This window comes from Oceanobacillus sp. FSL K6-2867 (assembly GCF_037963145.1).
Lineage (GTDB): Bacteria > Bacillota > Bacilli > Bacillales > Amphibacillaceae > Oceanobacillus.
In genome coordinates this window covers 20442-44811 of record NZ_CP150144.1, presented here as the reverse complement: position 1 = coordinate 44811, position 24370 = coordinate 20442, and the positions used below count along the sequence as shown (strand labels likewise).

Here is a 24370-nt window from a genome sequence, read left to right as displayed (position 1 = left end):
CATTATATGCAGTCTAATCTTAACCGAAAACGCTAATAGCAGCACCAATCGCGAAGATTAGGAAAAAGAAAACGAATGAAAAAACAAATCCTAAAGCGGAGTCAACTACGTCATTTCCTTTATACTGCACATCTTTTTCAAATTCATTCACAATATACCCCTCCTATGTCATCACCATTAGTATAAATTAAATGATTAAAAAAATCTACTTAATGCTAAAAACGTCCTTTCACTTTATTCTTCACCATATTTAGCAAGACTTAACATCTATACTTTTGCTGTGTCAGTATAAGCTAATGACAAGTAAAATATCGTCTGCTGTACAGTTTCTAGAGCTGTAAATCAGGCGTTTATATAGATGCATGTAGAGATGCTTTCGGAATGAAGGCATCTCTACTCAAACAAAAGTTCTTGCCATTCCATCTTTTCCGATTTACCATTATATTATATCGAGTTGGAGTGGATTATAGATGTCTTACTTGGAAGTAGTCAAACAATTAAAGAAAAACCAAATTTCCTCCGTATATCTTGCGTATGGAGCAGAGTCTTTTTTCCTGCAAAATTTAAAACAGGAATTAATTAAACGTGTTCTGAATGGAGAAGAAGAGAACCTTTCGTTATACGATCTTGAAGAAACGCCAATTCAAGAAGTTGTTGCTGATGCAGAAACATATCCTTTTTTTGGAGAAAGAAAACTAATTATCGCCACAAATCCTGAATTTTTAAAGGCCAAGCCTGGTAAATTGCCGTTTGAGCATAAATTGGATTCACTGGAACGCTATTTAAGTGAGCCCGCAACTTATTCTGTGCTCGTTCTTATAGCACCATATGAAAAAATTGATGAGCGGAAGAAGATCAGTAAACAATTGAAAAAGCATGCAGCGATTGCAGTTTGTAATGAAGTGAAAGAGCAAGAGCTAACACAGTGGATTAATGCTTTAGCAAACCAACTGCAAATAACGATTAACCAAGATGCTTATGAAATTTTCGAAACAGAATTGTCTACAAATCTCCATTTGTTGGAAAATGAACTTACAAAGCTAGCTCTTTATGTAGGGGAAGGCGGTGTAATAACAAAGGAAATCGCTGAGGATCTTATTTCACATACCTCAAACAGTTCTTCACTACGGCTGGTTGATGCTGTTATGGAAAGGAATTTACATAAAGCAATTGCTATCTATAAGGATTTAGAAAAAATGAAAGAAGAGCCTATCGCTTTGATTGGCCTGTTGGCTTTTCAGTTTCGAACTATTTTGCGTGCAAAGCTGCTTAAGGAAAAAGGTTATGGCCAATTTCAAATACAAAAAAGCATGGGAGCACATCCATATGTTGTAAAAATCGCTTTAAGTAGGGAAAGGCAATTTTCAACGCAAAAACTTCAGGATATCATTCGTAAATTGGCAGATACAGATGCTGTTATGAAGCAAGGGAAAATGGAAAAGGATCTCGCTTTTGAGCTTTTGCTCTACGATTTGATTCAACCTGCCTCGTAAACGATTAGTTTTACATGAAGGTGAAAAAGTTGCATACTTCTAGCCTGCAGTCGTATTTTGTAGTTATTTTAAACAATTAAAAAACGATCCTAAATGGATCGTTTTTTATGTTTACAGGCTGTTTACTTTTTTAGTAAGACGAGACTTTTGACGATCTCCAGCATTTCTGTGGATAAGTCCTTTTTGAACAGCTTTGTCAATACGTTTTACAGTATTTTTTAATGCAGCTTTTGCGTTCTCCACGTCATTTGCCTCAACTAAGTTTTCTACACGACGGATTTCAGAACGCATTTCTGCTTTTTGTGGTCCGTTATTCGCACGTTTTTTATTGTTAATTTTTACACGTTTGATTGCAGATTTAATATTAGCCATTTATTTCACCTCCTAAACAATGAACGAAATTCAAAATGTTTCGTGAAAATGTTCAATTATCCTATCAAAGTCAATCATTGCATTCGTTTAACTTTCAATGTGGACAAAGAGTATTTTACCAAAGGAACAAGATGTTTTCAATAAAATTGTTAGAACATGGAACAATTCGTATGTTTTTTGGCCAATTGTTCATTCTAATACTGATAAGAATTGTTAGTATTAGAATGAAGGGAAGACAAGCTAATGGCGGATAAAAACAAAGTGTTCCAGGTTCGGACGGATTTAGCAGTTGAAGCGAGAGATATGTATACAGAGACAGTGGAAAAAGAAAGTGAGATAAAGGGGGTTACGTTTAAAGAAAGACAAGAAGCGGATATAAAGGTTTCTTACGTTGATATTGATCAAGAAGGGGCAAAATTACTCGGTAAAAAACCGGGTAATTATGTAACGATTTATGCCGATGGTGTCAAAAAACAAGACACAGCTAGACAGGAAGCAGCTGCAAAAGTGCTTGCAAAGGAAATTGAACAATTGCTTGTTCGTAATAATATCCCGATCGATGCGAATGGCCTAATTGTTGGTCTCGGAAATTGGAATGTTACACCAGATGCATTAGGACCAATGGCAGTCGAGAAAGTCCTTGTGACGAGTCATTTATTTAAATTGCAGCAGGAAACAGTAGCTGAAGGATATCGTGAAGTAGCGGCAGTAACACCTGGAGTAATGGGTGTAACAGGTATTGAAACAAGTGATATTATCTTTGGTATCGCAGAAAAGTATAAGCCTGATTTCGTAATTGCCATTGATGCACTTGCTTCCAGATCTATTGAGCGTGTAAACGAAACGATACAGCTATCCGATACGGGAATCCATCCCGGCTCTGGTGTTGGCAATAAACGAAAGGAAATTAGCCAGGAAACCTTAGGCGTGCCAGTTTTAGCAATTGGCGTACCGACTGTAGTTGATGCTGTTACCATTACTAGCGATACAATTGATTTTCTTTTAAAGCACTTTGGACGTGAATGGAAGGAGAAAGACAGTCCTTCTAAATCTTTAGCACCGGCTGGAATGACATTCGGCGGGAAAAAGCTGACAGAAGCAGATATGCCGAATGAAGTACAGCGTCAATCTGTTTTAGGTATGGTTGGCGGGCTTTCTGAAGATGAGAAAAGAAAGCTGATTTCAGAAGTATTGACACCAATTGGTCATAATTTAATGGTTACACCGAAAGAAGTTGATGGCTTTATGATTGACATGGCAAATGTTATTGCAAATGGCTTAAATGCTGCGCTTCATGAAAATGTAAATGTTGATAATTTTGCTTCATACAGTCGTTAAAGCAAACCAGTGGCCAATTACTCTATTAATTGGCTCTATTTTTTTTATACATGGTTCTAGCTTCCGGTTTTAACTCATAGATTTAAAACAAGAGTTAACAGTTAGGAAGGTGGGATCATGTATTTTTATGAAAAACAAACACCTAAATCAAAATGTGCGTGGCATATATAGAAAAAGTGGACTATATCTGATCAGTATCTTAGTTCTATTTGTGAGTATAGGAATATTGACAACTGTACAGCCGGCATACCGCTTTTCATCAAGCCTATTAACGGAATGGACAAGAGATATTGATGGTTTTGTGTTTTATAACTTGCTGAGTATGGAAAATCGAGCATTTAAACAAGCGTTTCCGGAGGATCGCCAACTGCCTAAGCTTTCAAGTGTGCTCTTTCAGGTTGCAACTAATTTAAAGCCAGATGATCCACGAAGTCTACTTGGAAATGAAATTCCTGGATTTTCTATCTATGATAGGCAAATTTTAATCGCCGGCGAAGGAACAAATTATACAAACCTTCCTTTTGAATCGTCACCGCCACTTGAAGAAGTCTTAAGGGATCGGGAGGCTTTAATCGATGATCCGAAAGAGGGAAAGGCTCAAAATGAAGAAGAGCCTAAGAAAGATACTGAAGACAAAACTCCAGCAACAGATGATAAAAAAGTTGTTTATATTTACAACACACATACTCGGGAATCGTTTTTACCGCATTTGCCAGATGTTACAGATCCGGATCTCGCTTTTCATGGGGAAGTGAACATTACAAAGGTAAGTGACCATCTTGCTAAAGCTCTTGAGGACAAAGGGATAGGGGCTCAGGTGGAAGATGCGGATATTGATAAAGTTCTTAATGATAAAGGTATGAACCGCTCGCAAGCTTATGATGCATCTCGGGAATTTGTAGAAGAAGCGATAGCAATGAATGATGAAATTCGGTATGTATTTGATTTGCACCGGGATTCAGTACGTAAAGATGTGACAACAAAAGAGATAAACGGTAAATCGTATGCCAGAATTATGTTTGTTGTTGGAATGGAGCACCCTGAGCATGAGAAAAATATAAAAATTGCTTCTGAGTTACATGACTTAATCGAAGAAAAATATCCAGGCCTAAGCAGGGGTGTTGTACCGAAACAAGGTTCAGGTGTCGATGGTATTTATAACCAAGACCTTTCCCAAAATGCAGTTCTGATTGAAATGGGCGGTGTTGACAATAATCTAGATGAATTATACCGATCGGCGGATGCAGTTGCAGATATATTTAGTGATTATTATTGGGATGCAGAAGAAGTACAAGCAAATGAATAGGAGGTATGATCAATGCGGTTTGTTTTTGTTCTGCTTTTGCTCGCAGTTTTCTTTTTATCAGGGATTGTATATGGGATGAATAAAGAAACAACTCACGTAGTGGAGGATGATGACACTGTTGCTGAAGTAATAGAGGATACTGAGGAACAGGAGACTGCCGGCGAAACTGTTACAGTTCCAGTAAGTCAACCGATGGCGGATGCTGGCACAGACACTGCTGTCGAATATACGCAAAAAACTGCATCTATTCTAGGGGCAGGGGTTAAAGGTTTTTTTGAACTTTTAATGCAGGTGCTGTATCAAACTGCACAGTTATTTTTCTAACCTATCAGATTTATATTAGAGGTGGTACATTAAACCACATTGGAAATATTCAAGCAAAATAATACCTGATTCTCATTCCAGTATATAGTGCCTCTGCTTTTGTTCTTGAATATAACAGTTTCTATTGCTATAATCAACCTAGTATTTATTGGCTTTTATTTTGAAACTTTCATCTGGTTGTCGGATGATGGTATTGTAGGAGTGAGCAACACGAATGGTGAAAAAACAACGAAAAGTACGAAATTTTTCGATTATAGCACATATTGACCATGGGAAATCAACTTTAGCAGATCGAATTTTAGAAAATACACAAACCGTTACAAAACGAGAAATGAAGGAACAGCTATTAGATGGAATGGATTTGGAACGTGAACGTGGGATTACCATTAAGCTAAACGCTGTTCAATTATCATATACGAGCAAAAGCGGAGAGGAATTTATTTTTCATTTAATTGATACACCTGGGCATGTCGATTTTACATATGAGGTTTCAAGAAGTCTCGCCGCATGCGAGGGAGCTATCCTTATTGTAGACGCTGCACAGGGAATCGAGGCACAGACACTGGCAAATGTGTACCTTGCGCTGGAAAATGATTTAGAAATCATTCCTGTCATTAATAAAATTGATTTGCCAAGTGCAGATCCCGAACGTGTTAAAAAAGAATTAGAAGATGTACTGGGTATCGATGGAGATGAAGCGATCCTTGCCTCAGCAAAGGCAAATATCGGAATCGAGGAGATATTAGAAAGGGTTACAGAGGTTGTGCCAGAACCAGCCGGTGATTCGGAAGCACCATTGAAAGCATTGATTTTCGACTCTTTATATGATTCCTATCGCGGGGCTATTTCTTACGTATGTGTGAAAGAAGGAACGATTAAAGTTGGAGATAAAATTCAAATGATGTCATCTGGAAAACAGTTTGAAGTAAACGAGGTTGGAGTGTTTACGCCAAAGGCTGTTTCTAAAAATGAGCTGACTGTCGGGGATGTGGGCTATATAACTGCATCAATTAAAAATGTTGGCGACACACAAGTAGGGGATACCATAACACTTGCGGATAGACCAGCTAATGAAGCTTTGCCAGGTTATCGTAAGCTAAATCCAATGGTGTTCTGTGGACTTTATCCAGTTGATTCAAATGACTATAATGATTTACGAGAGGCATTAGAAAGATTGGAATTGAATGATTCATCCTTGCAGTACGATCCAGAAACTTCTCAGGCACTTGGATTTGGTTTCCGATGTGGCTTCCTTGGACTGCTGCATATGGAAATTATTCAGGAGCGCATAGAAAGAGAATTTAACATTGATCTCATCACAACTGCACCAAGTGTTATTTTCGAAGTAGAAAAAACAAATGGTGAACTTTTGACGGTTGATAATCCATCCAAAATGCCTGATCCGCAAGTAATTGAGGAAATCCGTGAACCTTATGTAGAAGCAACCATAATGGTGCCAAATGATTATGTTGGAGCTGTGATGGAGATTGCCCAGAAAAAACGTGGCCAGTTTATCGATATGCAATATCTTGACGATATTCGTGTGAATGTTATTTATCATATTCCGCTTTCAGAAATTGTATATGATTTCTTCGATCAATTGAAATCACATACAAAAGGATATGCTTCCTTTGATTACGAGCTAATTGGCTATCAGCCTTCCAAGCTTGTTAAAATGGATATCCTGCTTAATGGTGATACTATTGATGCTTTATCATTTATTGTCCATCGAGACTTCTCTTATGAGCGCGGAAAACAAATCGTTGATAAAATGAAAGAGTTAATACCTAGACAGCAATTTGAGGTTCCTGTTCAAGCGGCGATTGGGAATAAAATTGTTGCACGTTCCACGATTAAAGCGGTACGTAAAGATGTAACAGCCAAATTATATGGTGGAGATATTTCACGTAAACGTAAATTACTTGAAAAACAAAAAGAAGGTAAGAAACGAATGAAAATGGTTGGATCCGTGGAAGTCCCTCAAGAAGCATTTATGGCCGTATTACAAATGAACGATGATTAATAAATAGAATTGTGTCTAATTGGGAGAACTTGAACACAGCTATCTGTGGAATAGTTTTCCTTTTTGGCTTTTTCATACGGGAGTGAACAATTATGGAATCCATACAATCGGTTTATATTCATATTCCATTTTGCAGACAGATTTGTCATTATTGTGATTTTGTTAAGTTTTTTTATAATGAGGAACTGGCTACAGAATATTTAGAGGCTTTAATGCATGAAATCAATACTGCCTTGCCAGGAGATAAGCATAAGATGAGAACGATGTATATCGGTGGCGGTACTCCAACAGCTTTAACAATCGAACAGCTTCATACCTTGTTTCGATTTTTAAATAAAAAATTTGATTTCTCGAGCTTTGAAGAGGTTTCAATTGAAGTGAATCCAGGTGATATAGATGGGGAAAAGACCAAACTGTTAAAAGATTATGGAATAACCCGAATTTCGTTTGGTGTACAAGTGATGGATGATAAAATGCTTGAGCAGTTGGGGCGCGTTCATCGTGTGGAGGATGTATATGATACTGTCAATTTACTTAAGCAGCATCATTTTTCAAATGTCAGCCTTGATTTGATTTATGCACTTCCACATCAAACGGTTGAACAGTTTCAAGCATCGTTGGATGAGGCCCTTTCATTTGGATTGCCACATTATTCCACGTATGCACTGCAGATTGAACCCAAAACTATTTTTTATCAAAAGCACAAAAAAGGACAGCTCCATCGCCCACCAGAAGATGATGAAGTTATGATGTATGAAATACTTAAGCATACGATGAAATCGAAGGGGATTCACCAATATGAAGTAAGTAACTTTTCTGTACCGGGATTTGAGAGCAAACATAATTTAACTTATTGGAATAACGATTATTATTACGGATTTGGTGCTGGAGCACATGGTTATTTACCTGGTAAACGAATTACAAACCTCAGACCTCTTCCAGCCTATGTAAAAAAGGCATTTTCGGATGGAAAACCGATCTTGCAAATAGATAATGTTACGATAAAAGAACGAATAGAAGAGGAAATGTTTCTTGGACTACGGAAAATTAGTGGAATAGACAAGCGGCATTTTCATGGAAGGTTTGGAATTGAACCCGTGTGGTTATATAAAGAAGAGCTTGTAAATTTAGTGCAAAATGGGCTGATTCAGGAGGATGATCAAGCGATTCGTCTAACAGAGCAGGGGATGCTTCTAGGTAATCTTGTTTTCGAAAAATTTCTGCTGGATAGTAAGCCGAAAATAGAAACAATCTCTTAAGACGTTCTAATTGACAAAAAAATAGTCATTTGATAATTTTATAGTAGTATTAGCACTCAAGAGCTTAGAGTGCTAACAGGAGTGATCATCATGCTAACAGAAAGGCAACTTACAATTTTACAAGTCATAATTGATGATTTCATTGATTCAGCGCATCCCATTGGGTCTCGGGCACTTTCCAAGAAAGAAAATCTTCCATATAGTGCAGCAACAATTAGGAATGAAATGGCAGATTTAGAAGAATTGGGTTTCCTGGAAAAAACCCACACTTCTTCAGGGAGGGTTCCGTCAGAAAAAGGCTATCGTTATTACGTAGATCATCTGATAGGTCCAGGATTAGGTTCGAGTCATAATGAAGTAACGATAATTAAAAATATTATTGACGAAGGCTTTTTTGAATTTGAACAAATCGTACAAATGTCTGCAGAGGTTTTGTCGAAGCTTACGAGCTACACATCAATTATACTCGGTCCAGAGATGTTTGAGACGAAACTGAAACAAATACAAATACTCCCGCTTACGACCCATACCGCTGTAGCAATTCTTGTTACGAATACAGGTCATGTGGAGCATCGATCGTTTTCAATACCTGAAAAGATCCGTGCCTCGGATCTGGAAAAAATGGTAAATATAATGAATGACCGACTAAGGGGAGTACCGATTGTTCAATTGCAGGAAAAATTATCGACAGAAATTGCTCAATTGATGAAGATGTATATTGATGATTTTGACACATCCTTTGCCTATTTGAAATCTGTTTTCTTGAATGAGCATCCTGTCAAACTGTATATTGGAGGTAAGTCCAATATTCTAATGCAGCCTGAGTTTAACGATGTCGATAAAATACGCTCTTTTTTTACCATGATGGAAAAAGAAGATGAGATCGCCAATTTACTTAAAAATACGAAGAGTGGTATTGAAGTAACGATTGGTAATGAAAATGAAGTAGAAGCGATTAAAGATTTAAGTTTGATCACTGCTTCTTACCACATGGAAGGTGACCACATGGGGACCATTGCGCTGCTTGGACCTACACGTATGGAGTACAGGAAGGTCATCACACTCCTGAAAGGTCTGTCAAATGAGATGACAGACGCATTGTACATGTGGTACAAAAATGATGATGATGCATAAATGAATCAATAATATCGCAGGTCTAGCATCTGTACTAGTCCGGTTACAAATATAGTTTCATTAAAATGCTATTCATGATATAGTCTTACTTGGCAAATAGGAAGATATAAACTTTTCTATTAACGTTAACAGAGGAAAAGTCATTTGCTTAAAGCCTTGGCAGATGCAGTTTTTTTCTACGAATTTTTTAATATGGAGGTGGCATTGGTGGAAGATCAAAATAAAGATGCAGTTACAGATGATAGATCCATCACCAATGAAGAAGTTGAAGTTATTGATTCCGCTGACCAAGAAATAACGGAATCAACCGAAACGGATTCAGCTAGCATGGAAGAACTTAAAACAGAAAATGAGGCACTGAAAGCAGAAAAGGAAGAAGTATTCAACCGAATGCTGCGCATTCAGGCTGAATATGATAACTTCAAAAAACGATCTCAAAAAGAGAAAGAAGCGGAACGCAAATATAAATCCCAGGATTTAATTAATGAACTGCTTCCGGCTCTGGATAACTTTGAAAGAGCTCTGCAAGTAGAAGTTACAGATGCAAATTCAAGTCTTTTTGATGGAATTACGATGGTATATCGTCAATTTCAGGATGCGTTAAAATCGCAGGGTGTTGAAGTGATTGAAACAGAAGGAAAAACGTTTGATCCTAATCTGCATCATGCAGTAATGCAAACCGAAGACGATGAGTTTGAACCGAATATTGTTGTAGAAGAATTACAAAAAGGGTATCTATTAAAAGATCGCGTAATCCGTCCAGCAATGGTTAAAGTTAATAAATAATCGGATAGGTAGTTTAAGGAGGACATTGTAATTATGAGTAAAATTATTGGTATTGACTTAGGAACAACTAATTCATGTGTTGCGGTAATGGAAGGCGGCGAAGCTGTAGTTATTCCAAATCCGGAAGGTAACCGAACAGCTCCATCAGTTGTAGCGTTTAAAAATGGGGAAAGACAAGTAGGGGAAGTTGCAAAACGTCAAGCAATTACAAACCCGAACACTATTCAATCCATTAAACGTCATATGGGAACAGACTACAAAGTCAAAATTGAAGATAAAGAATATACGCCACAAGAAATCTCAGCGATTATTTTACAATATATCAAATCTTATGCAGAGGATTATATTGGTGAAAAAGTTGATAAAGCAGTAATTACTGTTCCGGCTTATTTTAATGATGCTGAGCGCCAAGCTACAAAAGATGCTGGTAAAATAGCTGGTCTTGAAGTTGAGCGTATTATTAACGAACCAACTGCTGCAGCATTAGCATATGGTATTGATAAAGATGATCAAGATCAAACAATTTTAGTGTATGACCTTGGCGGTGGTACATTTGACGTATCCATTTTAGATATTGGTGATGGTACATTTGAAGTAATTTCAACTGCAGGTGATAATCGCCTAGGTGGAGATGATTTTGATGATGTAATCATTAACCACATGGTTGAAGAATTTAGAAAAGAAAACGGAATTGACTTATCAAAGGATAAAATGGCTATACAACGATTGAAAGATGCTGCAGAGAAAGCGAAAAAAGATCTTTCCGGTGTATCACAAACACAGATATCATTGCCATTTATCACTGCTGGCGAAGCAGGACCATTGCACCTGGAAATGAATTTAACACGTGCCAAATTTGAAGAATTATCTTCTGATCTTGTTGAACGTACAATGATTCCAACACGTAAAGCACTATCAGACGCAGGATTATCAACAAATGAAATTCATAAAGTAATTCTAGTTGGTGGTTCAACGCGTATCCCAGCTGTTCAAGAAGCAATTAAAAAAGAAATCGGCAAAGAGCCGTCTAAAGGTGTTAACCCGGATGAGGTTGTAGCATTAGGTGCTGCAATTCAGGGCGGGGTATTGCAAGGCGACGTAAAAGACGTTGTATTACTTGATGTAACACCACTTTCACTAGGTATTGAAACAATGGGATCTGTATTTACGAAATTAATTGAACGTAATACAACAATTCCTACAAGTCATTCGCAAGTGTTCTCAACCGCTGCTGACAATCAAACAGCTGTTGATATCCATGTTCTGCAAGGGGAAAGAGAAATGGCTGCAGACAATAAAACATTAGGACGTTTCCAATTAACGGATATTCCACCAGCACCAAGAGGAATTCCACAAATTGAAGTTTCTTTCGATATCGATGCAAATGGTATTGTAAATGTGCGTGCGAAAGATATGGGTACGAATAAAGAACAATCTATCACAATCCAATCATCTTCAGGTTTATCTGAAGAAGAAATAGATAAAATGGTAAAAGACGCTGAAGAAAATGCAGAAGCTGATAAAAAGCGTCGTGAAGAAGTAGAACTGCGCAACGAAGCAGATCAATTAATCTTTACTACTGATAAAACAATTAAAGATCTTGGAGATAAAGTATCTGAAGACGATAAACAAAAAGCAGAGTCAGCAAAGGATGAGCTAAAAGCTGCAATCGAAGCAAATGATATAGACCAAATTAAAGAGAAAAAAGAAGCATTGCAAGAGCACGTCCAACAATTGTCTGTTAAGTTGTATGAGCAAATGCAACAAGATGCTGGAGCACAGCAAGGGCAGGAAGCAAATGATTCAAGTGATGATGTTGTTGATGCAGACTACTCTGAAGTTGAAGATGACAACGATAAAAAGTAAGTAATGAATAATAGATAGACCCAACGAAAAGTCAAAGTCAGGATTCTCTTGACTTTGACTTTTTTAAAGTACGTGTTCAAAAGGAAGGATGAAAAGGACCGTGATCAGCAAAGTATGCAACGTCTTGGTACTAAACATCCGTGTAAAGAAATCATGATTTGCTATTAAGCAAACATTGATGATATGATAAAACCTATGCTATAGTGTGTCGGGAGAGTGAAAAAGGTTGAGCAAGCGAGATTATTATGACGTACTTGGAGTAGAAAAAAATGCTTCAAAAGAAGATATTAAAAAATCCTATCGGAAATTGGCAAGGAAGTATCACCCGGATGTAAATAAGGCTGAAGATGCAGCCGATAAATTTAAAGAAGCAAAAGAAGCATATGAAGTGCTGAGTGACGAACAGAAGCGTGCGCAATATGATCAATTTGGTCATGCAGGGGCGAGTGGTCAAGGCTTTGGTGGTTTTGGCGGTGGAGCACAAGATTTCGGTGGCTTTGGCGATATATTCGATATGTTCTTCGGTGGTGGAGGACGCACGCGTGATCCAAATGCTCCTCAACAGGGAGCAGATTTGCAATATACGATGATATTAGATTTTGAAGAAGCTATCTTTGGTAAAGAAACAGATATAACAATTCCGAGTGAAGAAAAATGCGATACATGCAGTGGATCTGGTGCCAAGCCAGGTACGAGCAAAAAGACTTGTTCGCATTGTAATGGGTCTGGACAATTAAACCAAGAACAGAATACGCCTTTTGGTCGTGTTGTTAACCGCAGAGTGTGTCATTATTGTAATGGTACCGGCAGTATCATTCCGGATAAATGTAATACATGTGGTGGAACAGGCAGGGTGAAAAAGAACAAAAAAATTCACATCAATATACCTGCAGGAATTGATGAAGGACAGCAAATTCGAGTATCTGGAAAAGGTGAGCCAGGTAAAAATGGTGGCCCAGCGGGTGATTTATTTGTTGTTATTCAAATTAGACAGGATGATTTCTTTATACGTGAAGGAGATCATATTTTCTGTGAACTGCCATTAACATTTACACAAGCAGCCCTAGGAGACGAAGTGGAAGTTCCTACTGTGCATGGAAAAGTGAAATTGAAAATACCTGCAGGAACACAAACAGGGAAAACATTCCGCCTGAAAGGTAAAGGTGCACCGAATGTGCGTGGCCGCGGTCAAGGAGATCAGCATATTAAAGTGAAGGTAATGACGCCTACACAATTGACAGATAGACAAAAAGAACTGCTTCGTGAATTCAATGAAATTGGTGGAAATGATTCTACAGATGAGCAGGATGAAAATATTTTTCAGCGTTTTAAAAAGGCGTTTAAAGGTGATTAACGATGTTGCTTAGCAGCATCGTCTACATATTTTGGTGAAGCATCTTCTCCAAGAGGTTCACTATCCAATGAAATGGGTGAATAAATAATGAAATGGTCAGAGATTTGTATTCATACGACAAATGAAGCAATTGAACCGATTTCTAATATTTTACATGAAACAGGTGCAAGTGGATTAGTAATTGAGGACCCACAAGATTTAATAAAAGTACGCGACAATGTTTACGGCGAAATCTATGATTTGGATCCAAATGAATATCCTGAAGAAGGGGTTCGAATTAAGGCTTATTTACCTATGAATAGCTTTCTGGGAGAAACCGTGGAACAAATTAAACAAGCAATCAATAATTTATTGATTTATGATATTGATTTGGGTAAAAATCATGTATCCTTGAGTGAAGTTAATGAGGAAGAATGGGCTACAGCGTGGAAAAAATATTATAAACCTGTGAAAATCTCCAAAAAGATTACTATAACACCAACATGGGAAGAATATACACCGGTATCCAGTGATGAAATTATTATTGAACTGGACCCGGGTATGGCTTTTGGTACTGGTACGCACCCTACAACAGTACTAAGCATGCAGGCTTTAGAAACTTATTTAACAAAAGGGGATGCAGTTATCGATGTGGGGTGTGGTTCAGGGGTGCTCAGTATTGCTGCTGCAAAGCTTGGAGCAAAAGAAATCTACGCATATGACCTTGATGAAATAGCGGTTAAAAGTACACAGCTGAACGCAAAACTTAACAAACTTGATAACCAGATTGTTGCGGCCCAGAATAACTTGCTTGACAATGTGAACAAGCAAGTTAATATTATTGTTTCCAATATATTGGCAGAAATTATTGTTCGCTTTGTGGATGGTGCGTGGGATAATTTAGCGAATGGTGGGTTGTTTATAACCTCTGGAATAATTCAGAATAAAAAACAGCTTGTCAAAGATAAACTTACAGATCAGGGTTTTGAAATTATAGCTGTAAATGAAATGGAAGATTGGATTTCCATTGTAGCGAGGAAAAATTAAAAAACGTAATATACATGAAATGGGTGTGCATATGCAAAGATATTTCGTTCCAGCTTCTCAATTTCAAGGCAATTTAATACGAATAACAGGAGACGATGTCCATCATATTACCCGTGTCATGCGATTTAATAATGGAGATAAAATCATATGCAATAGTAATGAAGGCCGGTCTGCCATTTGTCAGATTAAGCAAATGGCAAGTGATGAAGTTCAGGCTATAGTTGAAACATGGCTTGAAGAAAATACCGAACTGCCATTTCATATTACGATTGCACAGGGTATCCCTAAAGGAGATAAATTCGATTTAATACTTCAAAAGGGCACAGAACTTGGGGCGAATGCATTTATTCCATTTCAGGCAGAACGCTCCATAGCAATCTGGGATCAAAAGAAGGCAGAAAAAAAACATAAACGATTTGAAAAAATCATTAAAGAAGCTAGCGAACAAAGCCACCGCAATAAAGTTCCTGATATGAAAAAAGCAATGTCTCTTGAGGTGTTAATCGAGGAAAGTCAAAACTATCATGTGAAGCTTTTTGCATACGAAGAAGAAGCAAAGGTTTCGAACCCTAATACATTTGGTAATATAGTTAGTAGATTTGAACCTGAACAAAATGTCTTAATTTGTATCGGCCCAGAAGGAGGATTTTCTGAAAAAGAAGTAAGCATTCTGAAAGAAAATGATTTTTATCCCGTTCGGCTAGGTCCCCGTATTTTAAGAACTGAGACTGCGGCGTTATATGCGTTAGCAAGTATATCATATCATTTTGAAGAAATGAGGTGTTCGGAATGCCAACAGTAGCATTTCATACATTAGGCTGTAAAGTGAATCATTACGAAACAGAAGGAATTTGGCGCATGTTTATGGAAAAAGGCTATGAACGTGTTGACTTTGATCATGATTCGGATGTTTATGTGATCAATACGTGTACTGTAACCAATTCCGGAGACAAGAAGAGCAGACAGGTAATTCGCAGAGCGATTCGTAAAAACCCGAATGCAGTAGTTTGTGTAACGGGCTGCTATGCTCAAACGTCACCAGGAGAAATTATGGAAATACCAGGTGTTGATGTTGTAGTCGGTACACAAGACCGCAAAAATATCTTCAGCCATATTGAAAAACATCAAGAAACAAAAGAGCCGGTTAATGGTGTCTCCAATATTATGAAAAACCGTGTGTTTGAAGAAATGGATGTACCTGTTTTCACAGACCGTACTCGAGCATCCTTGAAAATTCAAGAAGGCTGTAACAATTTCTGTACATTCTGCATTATTCCATGGTCACGTGGCTTATTGCGTTCAAGAGATCCTGAAAATGTTATCAAACAAGCAGAAAAATTAGTTGAAGCTGGCTATAAAGAGCTTGTCCTCACTGGAATCCATACAGCAGGCTATGGCGAAGATATGAAGGACTATAACTTTGCGATGCTGCTTCGTGAATTGGAGCAAGTAGAAGGATTGAAACGGATCCGAATTTCCTCGATTGAAGCAAGCCAAATTACGGATGAAGTTATAGATGTGCTGGATAAATCGGAGAAAATTGTAAGGCATCTGCATATACCGCTACAGGCTGGGTCTGATACCGTGTTAGCAAGAATGCGCCGAAAATACTCAACAGCATTCTACAAGGAAAAAATAAATAAAATTCGAAAAGCACTACCAGGCCTGGCGATTACTTCAGATGTTATTGTTGGTTTCCCTGGTGAAACAGAAAAAGAGTTCATGGAAACCTACAATTTCATTAAAGAGATTGGCTATTCAGAGCTGCATGTATTCCCGTTTTCAAGAAGAACTGGGACCCCTGCTGCGCGTATGGATAATCAAGTTGAAGAAGAAGTAAAAGAACAACGTGTTCATCGTTTAATTACATTGTCTGATCAACTAGCAAAGGAATATGCTTCTCAATATGAAAATGAAGTTCTGGAAGTTATACCAGAGGAACGTATTCTTGATAAGAACCACCCTGAATTGCTCGTAGGTTACACAGATAATTATATGAAAGTTCAATTTGAGGGAACAGCAGACATGATAGGAAAAATAGTCCGTGTAAAAATTACGAAGTCTGGTTATCCATATAATGAGGGTACATTTGTTAGGATCATGGACAATGCAACACATGCTCAAGAGAAGATAGTTAATCAATAACTTATTCTGAAAGGACGTTTTAGATGAGTAACAAATTAGCGAAATATATTGATCATACACAATTAAAGCCAGATACAACGAAAGATCAAATCCAAAAATTGGTTGAAGAAGCGAAGGAGTATGATTTTGCATCTGTTTGCGTCAATCCGTATTGGGTTTCTTATTGTTTTGAGAACTTAAGAGAAACAACTGTGAAAGTTTGTACTGTAATTGGTTTCCCACTAGGAGCTAATTCAACAACTGTAAAAGCTTTTGAAACAGAGCAAGCAATTAAAGATGGCGCAACAGAAGTAGACATGGTTATTAATGTAGGGGAATTAAAATCTGGGAATGACGATCTTGTAAAAGCCGATATCCAAGCAGTGGTGCATGCAGCTAAAGGAAAAGCCTTAACAAAGGTAATCATTGAAACTGCTTTGTTAACCAAGGATGAGAAGGTGCGTGCTTGTCAATTAGCTAAAGAAGCAGGCGCTGATTTCGTTAAAACTTCTACAGGCTTTGCAAGTGGTGGTGCAACAGTTGAAGATGTTCAATTGATGCGAAAGACAGTCGGCACTGAAATGGGCGTTAAAGCCTCTGGTGGTGTTCGTGATTTAGAAGGAATGAACGCAATGATTGAAGCCGGTGCAACACGTATTGGTGCTAGTGCTGGAGTTGACATTATAAACGGAAGTAAAGGTACAAGTGATTATTAATTAAGCAAAATTTGTAATAAAAGATGCATTTGCATGTATAATTGGTTAAATAATCGTTGACCAGATTGTAGGAATATATTATACTTTAAAAAGGCATGAAAAGGTGTCATGTCGGTATAAATTGGTTTTGTGCTTCGGAGGGAGGGAAATTAGCATGTCAAATACAACTCGCGTTCGTAAAAACGAGTCTCTTGAGGATGCTCTTCGTCGCTTCAAACGCAGTGTGTCAAAAAGCGGTACACTACAGGAATATCGTAAACGTGAACACTATGAAAAGCCTAGTGTTAGACGTAAGAAGAAATCTGAAGCTGCTAGAAAGCGTAAATTCTAAAGAGGGTGCAAGCGTATGACGTTACTTGATCGATTGAATCAAGACATGAAGCAAGCTATGAAGAATAAGGATAAAGAAACACTAAGCGTTATTCGGATGGTGAAAGCTTCTATCCAGAATGAATCGATTAAACTTGGTAAAGATACACTAAGTGAGGACGAAGATTTAACAATTTTATCCAGAGAAGTTAAACAACGGAAAGATTCCCTCCAAGAATTTAAATCTGCTGGACGTGAAGATTTAGTTGAAAAGCTTGAAAATGAATTGGTAATTTTACAAAAATATTTACCGAAGCAACTTTCGGATGAAGAATTACTTTCAATTATCCGTGTAACGATACAGGAAGTAAATGCTGCATCCATGAAAGATATGGGTAAAGTGATGGGCGCTGTAATGCCAAAAGTAAAAGGCCAAGCAGATGGCTCTCAAATAAAAAATCTGGTACAACAAGAATTGCAATAATAAGTTAAAGAATCTCAAGTCATTAGGCTTGAGATTCTTTTCTTATCTACGAAAAACACTTTATCTATTGGAAATGTGGAAGAGAAGCACCCTCAAAGTTTCTCTGAAGAAAAGATTATGATAGTATCTAATTATGACATAACTCCTGGTAGAGAACTTGCTAGTCGCTAAGCTGATAAGAAAGATACGATGGTGCGATACAGAAAATAGCAATATTTTATTCTTTTCTTTTTGTTGAAAAATGAAACCAATCCAATACCGCTTTCGTATTATTTGGTAACAGGCTGAGGGAGGTGAGTAATAATGTCTGGGAAACGATTTAAACAATACATACTTATAATTACAGCTATTTTCGCAGCGATTATTTTCCACGTTTCAAATAATCTTGCTGTCGCTAGTGCGGAGGAGCAGGGTGCAGGGAAGTCTGTTTATGTTATACCTATTGAACGAGAAGTAGAACGAGGATTAGAGGCCTTTCTAAAGCGAACAACGTCGGAAGCAGTTGAAGCCGGTGCAGATCATATTATTTTCGAAATCGATACACCAGGTGGCAGGGTTGATGCGGCAGGTCAAATTGGTCAAATCATCCAGGATTTGCCAATTCCGACTACGGCATTTATCGTGAATGAGGCATTATCAGCTGGTTCTTATATCGCGTTATTCTCTGAAACCATTTACTTTAAGCCACATGCAACAATGGGAGCAAGCGGTGTAATTAATTCTGATGGTACAGCAGCAGATGAAAAAGCTCAATCAGCATGGTTTGCAGCAATGAAAAGTGCCGCTGAATCTACTGGGAGAGATCCGCTTTATGCCTTAGCAATGGCTGATAGCAGTATCGATCTTCCCGAGTACGGGGCACCAGAAGGCAGATTTTTAACACTGGGACCAGCAGATGCTGAAGAAGTTGGTTATGCCGATGGGATTGTGGATGATCGAGTGGAATTGCTTCATGAACTTGGCTTGTCGAACGCTGCAATAATAGAGACAGAACCGAGTATTGCGGAGGAGGTTGCGCGATTTCTGACAAACCCAATTGTGATTCCAATTTTACTATCAGTGGCAAGTCTCGGTTTAATCGTGGAGCTTTATTCGCCAGGGTTTGGAGTACCTGGAATTATGGGGATTGTTTCTCTGTTATTATTTTTCTATGGCCATATTGTTGCAGGACTTGCAGGTATGGAAGCGGTCGTACTACTTATATTAGGAATTATTTTAATTGTAGCTGAATTCTTTGTCCCAGGAGGGATTTTAGGGCTTCTTGGTATTGGAGCAATCATCAGCTCATTATTTATGTCAGGATACGATTTAGGCCATATGTCAATGAGTATTGGAATTGCATTTCTTGTTACGCTCATTGCTGCTGTTATTCTTTTTAGACGAATAGGCATGGACAAAGGTGTTTTTCGGCATATTATTCTTAGAGATAGCACAGCAACAGAGCAAGGATATGTATCATCCGTAAATCGCCTGGAGCTAATCGGTATAGAAGGGAGTACTGTCACGCCTTTAAGACCATCAGGGATTGGTGAGTTTGACGGTGAGCGGATTGATATTGTTTCAGAAGGAAGCTTTATTGATCGAAATAAATCCGTTAAAGTGGTAAGGGTTGAAGGAGTTCGTGTCGTAGTTAGAGAAGTATAATGAAATGGATGAAAAATACAAGGAGGAATTTTAATGTCATTAACAGAACTAATGCCGCTTATTATTATTGCGGTAATCCTAATTGCTGTGGCAATTTTATTCACGTTCGTACCAGTTGCGCTGTGGATCAGTGCCTTAGCTGCTGGAGTAAAGGTCAGTATCTTTACATTAATTGGAATGCGATTGCGTCGAGTTGTACCAAATCGTGTAATCAATCCTTTAATTAAAGCACATAAAGCAGGCTTGAATGTAAAAACAAACCAATTGGAAAGTCATTACTTAGCAGGTGGAAACGTCGATAGAGTAGTAAATGCTTTAATTGCTGCCCACCGTGCAAACATTGAGCTTCCATTTGAACGTGGAGCTGCAATTGACCTAGCAGGTCGTGATGTATTAGAAGCTGTTCAAATGAGTGTAAATCCGAAAGTTATTGAAACTCCATTTATTGCAGGTATCGCGATGGATGGTATTGAAGTAAAAGCACTTGCAAGAATTACTGTACGTGCAAACATAGATCGACTTGTCGGGGGAGCTGGAGAAGAAACAGTTATCGCTCGTGTCGGTGAAGGTGTTGTAAGTACAATTGGTAGTTCTGATACACATGCAAAAGTATTAGAAAATCCAGATTCGATTTCACAAACAGTATTAAGTAAAGGTCTTGATTCAGGAACAGCCTTTGAAATACTATCGATTGATATTGCTGATGTGGATATCGGCAAAAACATTGGAGCTATCCTTCAAACAGACCAAGCAGAGGCGGATAAAAATATTGCACAAGCAAAAGCCGAAGAACGTCGCGCAATGGCTGTTGCCCAAGAACAGGAAATGGTTGCAAGAACACAAGAGATGCGCGCCCATGTTGTGGAAGCTGAAGCGGATGTACCAAGAGCGCTTGCTGAAGCATTGCGCTCAGGAAAAATGGGTGTTATGGATTACATGAATTATAAAAACATTGATGCTGATACCGGTATGCGTGATACAATTGGCAAATTAACTAAAGATAGCAATGAAGATGATCAAAAATAATGATCATCATGAAATTGAAGGAGGGGTCTGATGGACTGGATTTTCGATAACCTCTTCATAATTATCATTATTATTTCAGGGATTATCGGCTTTTTTAACAACTCGAATGAGAAGCAGAAGCAACAAGAAAAAGAGAAGAAAAAAGCACCTCCACAAAGGCCGAGAAGGACAGTATCAGAAAGAACTCCAGATCGTAAGCCGCAGCCTGTAGCAGAGCGGCGAGTATATCGTGAAGAAGGACCACGAGATACGGTATCAACTGCGTCAATTGCAGAGCAGCAAAAGCAGCAAATGGAGAAGCTGGCTAGTAAGTATAGCGCTATTTCAAATTCAAAAATTGAAGATTTGAAGCTACAGGCGGATAGCGGAAGTATTTTACTTGAACCCGAGAAAGAAACAAGTAAAAAACAAGAAAGACTTAGGAAACAAGTAGTTGGCAACTTGGGTGCAAAAGGATTAGTTAATGGCATTATCATGTCAGAAATACTAGGACCACCCAGAGCTAAAAAGTCATATAAAAGCGTATTAGACGATCGAATCAAATAAATTGAAGCTAACCACTGCTACATAAGCCTATAGACTTATGTAGCAGTGGTTTTTTTATTGCATTGAAAGAAACTGCGGACTAGTGTCAACTATGGATTGAACGTATACCCGCTCCGGAAATATATTTCACGCACCTTAGGGGGCTGGTGAGCCTCCTTGTGCTACCGCACTGCGTAGTCTCACCGATGCCCTTCCCACCGTAGGAGTCTACGTATATTTCCTGCGCTAGTATTGGTTCACTATAAATGATATGGGTTAAAAATATAAACAGTATTGTGTTCTAACTAGTCCGGGTGAGCACGGTGCCTCCTCGAAAATATGATGTAAATGCTTACGAAGCATTCCTTGTCCTGCGGGAACAGCATGTTTCCAGACGTGAGCAGAGTGGTTTTCTTGAGGAGGCTGAAGACGTGACCGCGGAAAGCGACTGCCTGAAGCAATCCCTGACGGCGACAGTTGCTCCTAACACAGCAATTAGTTCGAAGTTTATATTTAATCTAATTTACCAGCTGGTATAAAACTCACTTATTTTATCACGCATTTTGTTCTTATGTTTCAAGCACTTTCATACATATGTATGTGAGGGGGGATCATCATTGGCAAAATGGCAACAAAGATTACGCACCTTGTTAACGGAACAATTCTCTCTTCCTTCTGACATCATCCTTGAAATGCCCAGAATTACAGTAATTGGAAATATTCATTTATACATCGAAAACCATCAAGGCCTAGCTGTTTATTCTGAAAACGAACTAAAGTTAAAAACGAATAATGGATATGTTCAAATTAAGGGTACTTCCTTTGTACTGAAAATGATGCTTCCTAAGGAAATTCTACTTGAAGGGACCATCTCAGAAGTCAAATTCCTAGGGAGCTAAAACCTTGAACAAGAGGAGGATGCAATTGAAGCATGTAAATAGTAAAACAATAAGTGGCTATGTAACAATACAAGTAAAAGGAACAGCTCCTGAGATGTTTTTCCAAAAATGTGCGAATGCCGGGATTTCTGTTTGGGACGTGCGAAAAAAAGATAACGATTTATGTGAGGGTAATATAAAGCTTTCGGATATAAAACAAATGAAACAAATCAGAAGGAAAACGATATATAAAATAAAATTCGTTGGAAAAAATGGTTATCCATTTTTATTTAGAAGTTTTTTAAAAAAGAAGCCATTGGTACTTGGATTATTTTTCAGTGTACTTCTTTTCTTTTTTTTATCGAATATTATTTGGGAAGTAAAAATCAGCGGGGTCCCAAAAGATATCGAAGAAAAAATAGACAAGCAGTTAGATAGTTATGGAATCCATCCAGGGGCATGGCTTTTTTCATTGGATCCACCAACCGTGATTCAGCAAAAGTTAATGAAAGATGTACCTGAGCTGCTTTGGGCTGGGGTAGATCAAAAAGGGACAACCTTTTACTTAGAGGGGGTAGAAAAGGTTGTGGTTGAAGAAGCCGACCCAAAACAGCCGCGAAATTTAGTAGCTGCCAAAAAAGGTGTGATTACAAATTTGTATGTATCAAAAGGGACTTCTCATGTTCAAGTAAATGACTATGTAGAACCTGGTGATTTATTGGTATCTGGAATATTGAAAGGACAAGAGTTATCTGAAGACGAAGAAAACGAAACAGAAGAACGGCAGGAACAAGCTAAGGAGTTAGTTGCTGCTGAAGCTGAGATTATAGCAAATACATGGTATGAGGTTTCCGTTAAGGTACCACTGGAATTTAATTATGAAGAGATAACGGGAAATCAAAAAAAGAAATATTATCTCAAAACAGGTGAATTTCAAATGCCAATCTGGGGATTTGGAGAGCCTGATTATAATGAAATTCATCGGGAATCACATCATAATAACCTGCGTTTTTTCAAATGGGAGCTCCCAATTGAATTTGTTGAAACCATTTTAAGCGAAAAGATGTATAATAAAGTAAGCCGAACGAAAGAAGAAGCAATCCAAGCAGGGATTGATCAGGCTATTATTCAACTGCAGAATGAATTAGGTGCAGATGCAAAAATATTGTCTGAAAAAGTTTTGCATGAAAGTATAGAGCATGGTAAAGTTAACTTAACCCTATTTGTTTCAGTTGAAGAAAATATTGTAAGAGTAGAACCATTAAATCAAGGAGACTGATTATGCCAGGTAACTTAATTGAAATTGACTTGCAATTAACAGGTACGAATGAAGCGCTCGCATTATTCGGCATAAACGACAAGCACCTCAAGCAGCTTGAAAACCTTTTAAACGTGTCAATCGTGTCTCGTGGGGAAGCTGTTCGTGTTTCTGGTTCAGAAGAAGCTATTGCGCTTGTGCAAGAAATTCTTCTAACACTTTTATCTGTTATAAGAAAAGGACAAACCATTTCTGAACGTGATGTCGTTTACGCTGTTGATTTAGCAAAAAAAGGTGAAATTAAACAACTAGAAGCGCTTTTCGAAGATGAAATTACGAAAAATGTAAAAGGCAAATCAATTCGTGTAAAAACACTTGGTCAAAAAAACTATATTGCTGCAATTAAAGCAAATGATCTTGTCTTTGGAATCGGTCCAGCTGGGACTGGTAAAACATATCTAGCTGTAGTAATGGCAGTCCATGCTTTAAAAAATGGATTTGTTAAACGAATTATTCTCACACGTCCAGCAGTGGAAGCTGGTGAAAGTCTCGGATTTCTGCCAGGAGACTTAAAGGAGAAGGTAGATCCTTATTTAAGGCCTTTATATGATGCGCTTCATGATGTGCTGGGCTCTGAGCACACACAGCGTTTGATCGAGAGAGAGACGATAGAAATTGCCCCACTTGCCTACATGCGCGGGCGGACGCTGGATGATGCATTTGTTATTTTAGATGAAGCACAAAATACTACACCAGCACAAATGAAGATGTTTTTAACCAGATTGGGCTTCGGTTCAAAAATGGTTATTACCGGGGATATCACGCAAATTGATTTACCAAAAGGGGTTAAATCTGGTTTGCACATTGCACAGCAGCTATTGTCATCTATCGATGGAATTTCCTTAGTGCATTTGAATGAAACGGATGTTGTAAGACATCCATTAGTTCAACGTATTATTGCGGCATATGAAACTGAAAACTAAAATGAATTAATAAACAGGTAAGACCCTGAGCTATTTGGGTCTTATTTCTGTATAGCTGTCTGGTAAAGTAAAATTATACGTGAGGATCACTTGGGCATCGACTGAATGATTGCACCACAAGAAATTACTTAAAGGCCTTTCA

The 24370-nt window shown here is 38.0% G+C and carries 24 protein-coding genes; 22 read left to right on the top strand and 2 right to left on the bottom strand.

From position 1 onward, the window contains the following. Positions 1-19: 19 nt before the first annotated feature. Positions 20-151 carry a YqzM family protein gene (locus NSQ77_RS00220; protein WP_339228185.1) on the bottom strand — a complete coding sequence of 44 codons (132 nt, stop codon included), beginning with the start codon at positions 149-151 and terminating at the stop codon, positions 20-22. A 319-nt stretch (positions 152-470) separates the two neighbouring features. Here NSQ77_RS00220 and holA point away from each other — a divergent pair, with 319 nt between their 5' ends. Further along, the gene (gene holA, locus NSQ77_RS00215) at positions 471-1493 is read left to right on the top strand and encodes a DNA polymerase III subunit delta (RefSeq protein WP_339228184.1); all 1023 of its coding nucleotides are present in this window, start codon (positions 471-473) and stop codon (positions 1491-1493) included. A gap of 111 nt (positions 1494-1604) precedes the next feature. Here holA and rpsT read toward each other — a convergent pair whose 3' ends face one another. After that, positions 1605-1865 carry a 30S ribosomal protein S20 gene (gene rpsT / locus NSQ77_RS00210; RefSeq protein WP_339228183.1) on the bottom strand — a complete coding sequence of 87 codons (261 nt, stop codon included), beginning with the start codon at positions 1863-1865 and terminating at the stop codon, positions 1605-1607. Between the two features lie 243 nt (positions 1866-2108). On the opposite strand from rpsT, the gene gpr reads away from it, so the two are divergent. From gpr to NSQ77_RS00105, 21 genes are all read left to right on the top strand, one after another. Next, positions 2109-3203: a GPR endopeptidase gene (gene gpr / locus NSQ77_RS00205; protein ID WP_339228182.1), complete on the top strand. Its 1095-nt coding sequence runs from the start codon at positions 2109-2111 to the stop codon at positions 3201-3203. Positions 3204-3330: 127 nt separating this feature from the next. Further along, a complete protein-coding gene (locus tag NSQ77_RS00200; RefSeq protein ID WP_339228181.1) occupies positions 3331-4509 on the top strand; it encodes a stage II sporulation protein P in 1179 nt (392 codons plus the stop codon). A gap of 12 nt (positions 4510-4521) precedes the next feature. Further along, positions 4522-4833: a hypothetical protein gene (locus tag NSQ77_RS00195; protein WP_339228180.1), complete on the top strand. Its 312-nt coding sequence runs from the start codon at positions 4522-4524 to the stop codon at positions 4831-4833. Positions 4834-5047: 214 nt separating this feature from the next. Continuing rightward, on the top strand, positions 5048-6856 hold the full coding sequence (lepA, locus tag NSQ77_RS00190) for a translation elongation factor 4 (protein WP_339228179.1): 1809 nt from the start codon (positions 5048-5050) through the stop codon (positions 6854-6856). Positions 6857-6948: 92 nt separating this feature from the next. Then, positions 6949-8115 (top strand): radical SAM family heme chaperone HemW, encoded by a 1167-nt coding sequence (hemW, locus tag NSQ77_RS00185; protein ID WP_339228178.1) that lies wholly within the window; start codon positions 6949-6951, stop codon positions 8113-8115. Positions 8116-8205: 90 nt separating this feature from the next. Beyond that, positions 8206-9249, top strand: a complete 1044-nt coding sequence (gene hrcA / locus NSQ77_RS00180) for a heat-inducible transcriptional repressor HrcA (protein WP_339228177.1) — start codon at positions 8206-8208, stop codon at positions 9247-9249. Positions 9250-9456: 207 nt separating this feature from the next. Beyond that, positions 9457-10035 carry a nucleotide exchange factor GrpE gene (gene grpE, locus NSQ77_RS00175; protein ID WP_339228176.1) on the top strand — a complete coding sequence of 193 codons (579 nt, stop codon included), beginning with the start codon at positions 9457-9459 and terminating at the stop codon, positions 10033-10035. Positions 10036-10068: 33 nt separating this feature from the next. After that, a complete protein-coding gene (gene dnaK / locus NSQ77_RS00170; RefSeq protein WP_339228175.1) occupies positions 10069-11901 on the top strand; it encodes a molecular chaperone DnaK in 1833 nt (610 codons plus the stop codon). A gap of 226 nt (positions 11902-12127) precedes the next feature. Next, positions 12128-13255, top strand: coding sequence for a molecular chaperone DnaJ (dnaJ, locus tag NSQ77_RS00165; protein ID WP_339228174.1), 1128 nt, complete (start codon positions 12128-12130; stop codon positions 13253-13255). An 87-nt stretch (positions 13256-13342) separates the two neighbouring features. Then, positions 13343-14281, top strand: coding sequence for a 50S ribosomal protein L11 methyltransferase (gene prmA, locus NSQ77_RS00160; RefSeq protein WP_339228173.1), 939 nt, complete (start codon positions 13343-13345; stop codon positions 14279-14281). 31 nt (positions 14282-14312) lie between these two features. Further along, positions 14313-15083, top strand: coding sequence for a 16S rRNA (uracil(1498)-N(3))-methyltransferase (locus tag NSQ77_RS00155; RefSeq protein WP_339228172.1), 771 nt, complete (start codon positions 14313-14315; stop codon positions 15081-15083). Further along, positions 15071-16426 carry a tRNA (N(6)-L-threonylcarbamoyladenosine(37)-C(2))-methylthiotransferase MtaB gene (gene mtaB / locus NSQ77_RS00150; RefSeq protein WP_339228171.1) on the top strand — a complete coding sequence of 452 codons (1356 nt, stop codon included), beginning with the start codon at positions 15071-15073 and terminating at the stop codon, positions 16424-16426. Before NSQ77_RS00155 ends, mtaB begins: the two co-directional genes overlap by 13 nt. Before the next feature lie 23 nt (positions 16427-16449). Then, positions 16450-17121 carry a deoxyribose-phosphate aldolase gene (gene deoC, locus NSQ77_RS00145; protein WP_339228170.1) on the top strand — a complete coding sequence of 224 codons (672 nt, stop codon included), beginning with the start codon at positions 16450-16452 and terminating at the stop codon, positions 17119-17121. 154 nt (positions 17122-17275) lie between these two features. Further along, complete coding sequence (gene rpsU, locus NSQ77_RS00140) at positions 17276-17452, top strand: 30S ribosomal protein S21 (protein WP_019377991.1); 177 nt, start codon at positions 17276-17278, stop codon at positions 17450-17452. Between the two features lie 15 nt (positions 17453-17467). Beyond that, positions 17468-17914: a GatB/YqeY domain-containing protein gene (locus NSQ77_RS00135; protein WP_339228169.1), complete on the top strand. Its 447-nt coding sequence runs from the start codon at positions 17468-17470 to the stop codon at positions 17912-17914. Between the two features lie 303 nt (positions 17915-18217). After that, on the top strand, positions 18218-19558 hold the full coding sequence (locus NSQ77_RS00130) for a nodulation protein NfeD (protein WP_339228168.1): 1341 nt from the start codon (positions 18218-18220) through the stop codon (positions 19556-19558). A gap of 33 nt (positions 19559-19591) precedes the next feature. Beyond that, positions 19592-20584, top strand: coding sequence for a flotillin-like protein FloA (gene floA, locus NSQ77_RS00125; RefSeq protein WP_339228166.1), 993 nt, complete (start codon positions 19592-19594; stop codon positions 20582-20584). Between the two features lie 30 nt (positions 20585-20614). Beyond that, complete coding sequence (locus NSQ77_RS00120) at positions 20615-21130, top strand: hypothetical protein (RefSeq protein ID WP_339228165.1); 516 nt, start codon at positions 20615-20617, stop codon at positions 21128-21130. A 596-nt stretch (positions 21131-21726) separates the two neighbouring features. Next, positions 21727-22008: a sporulation protein YqfC gene (gene yqfC, locus NSQ77_RS00115; protein WP_339228164.1), complete on the top strand. Its 282-nt coding sequence runs from the start codon at positions 21727-21729 to the stop codon at positions 22006-22008. Between the two features lie 19 nt (positions 22009-22027). Beyond that, the gene (yqfD, locus tag NSQ77_RS00110) at positions 22028-23266 is read left to right on the top strand and encodes a sporulation protein YqfD (RefSeq protein ID WP_339231123.1); all 1239 of its coding nucleotides are present in this window, start codon (positions 22028-22030) and stop codon (positions 23264-23266) included. A 2-nt stretch (positions 23267-23268) separates the two neighbouring features. Beyond that, entirely contained in the window at positions 23269-24228 is a 960-nt protein-coding gene (locus NSQ77_RS00105) for a PhoH family protein (RefSeq protein ID WP_339228162.1), read from the top strand. The last annotated feature ends 142 nt before the right edge of the window (positions 24229-24370 follow it).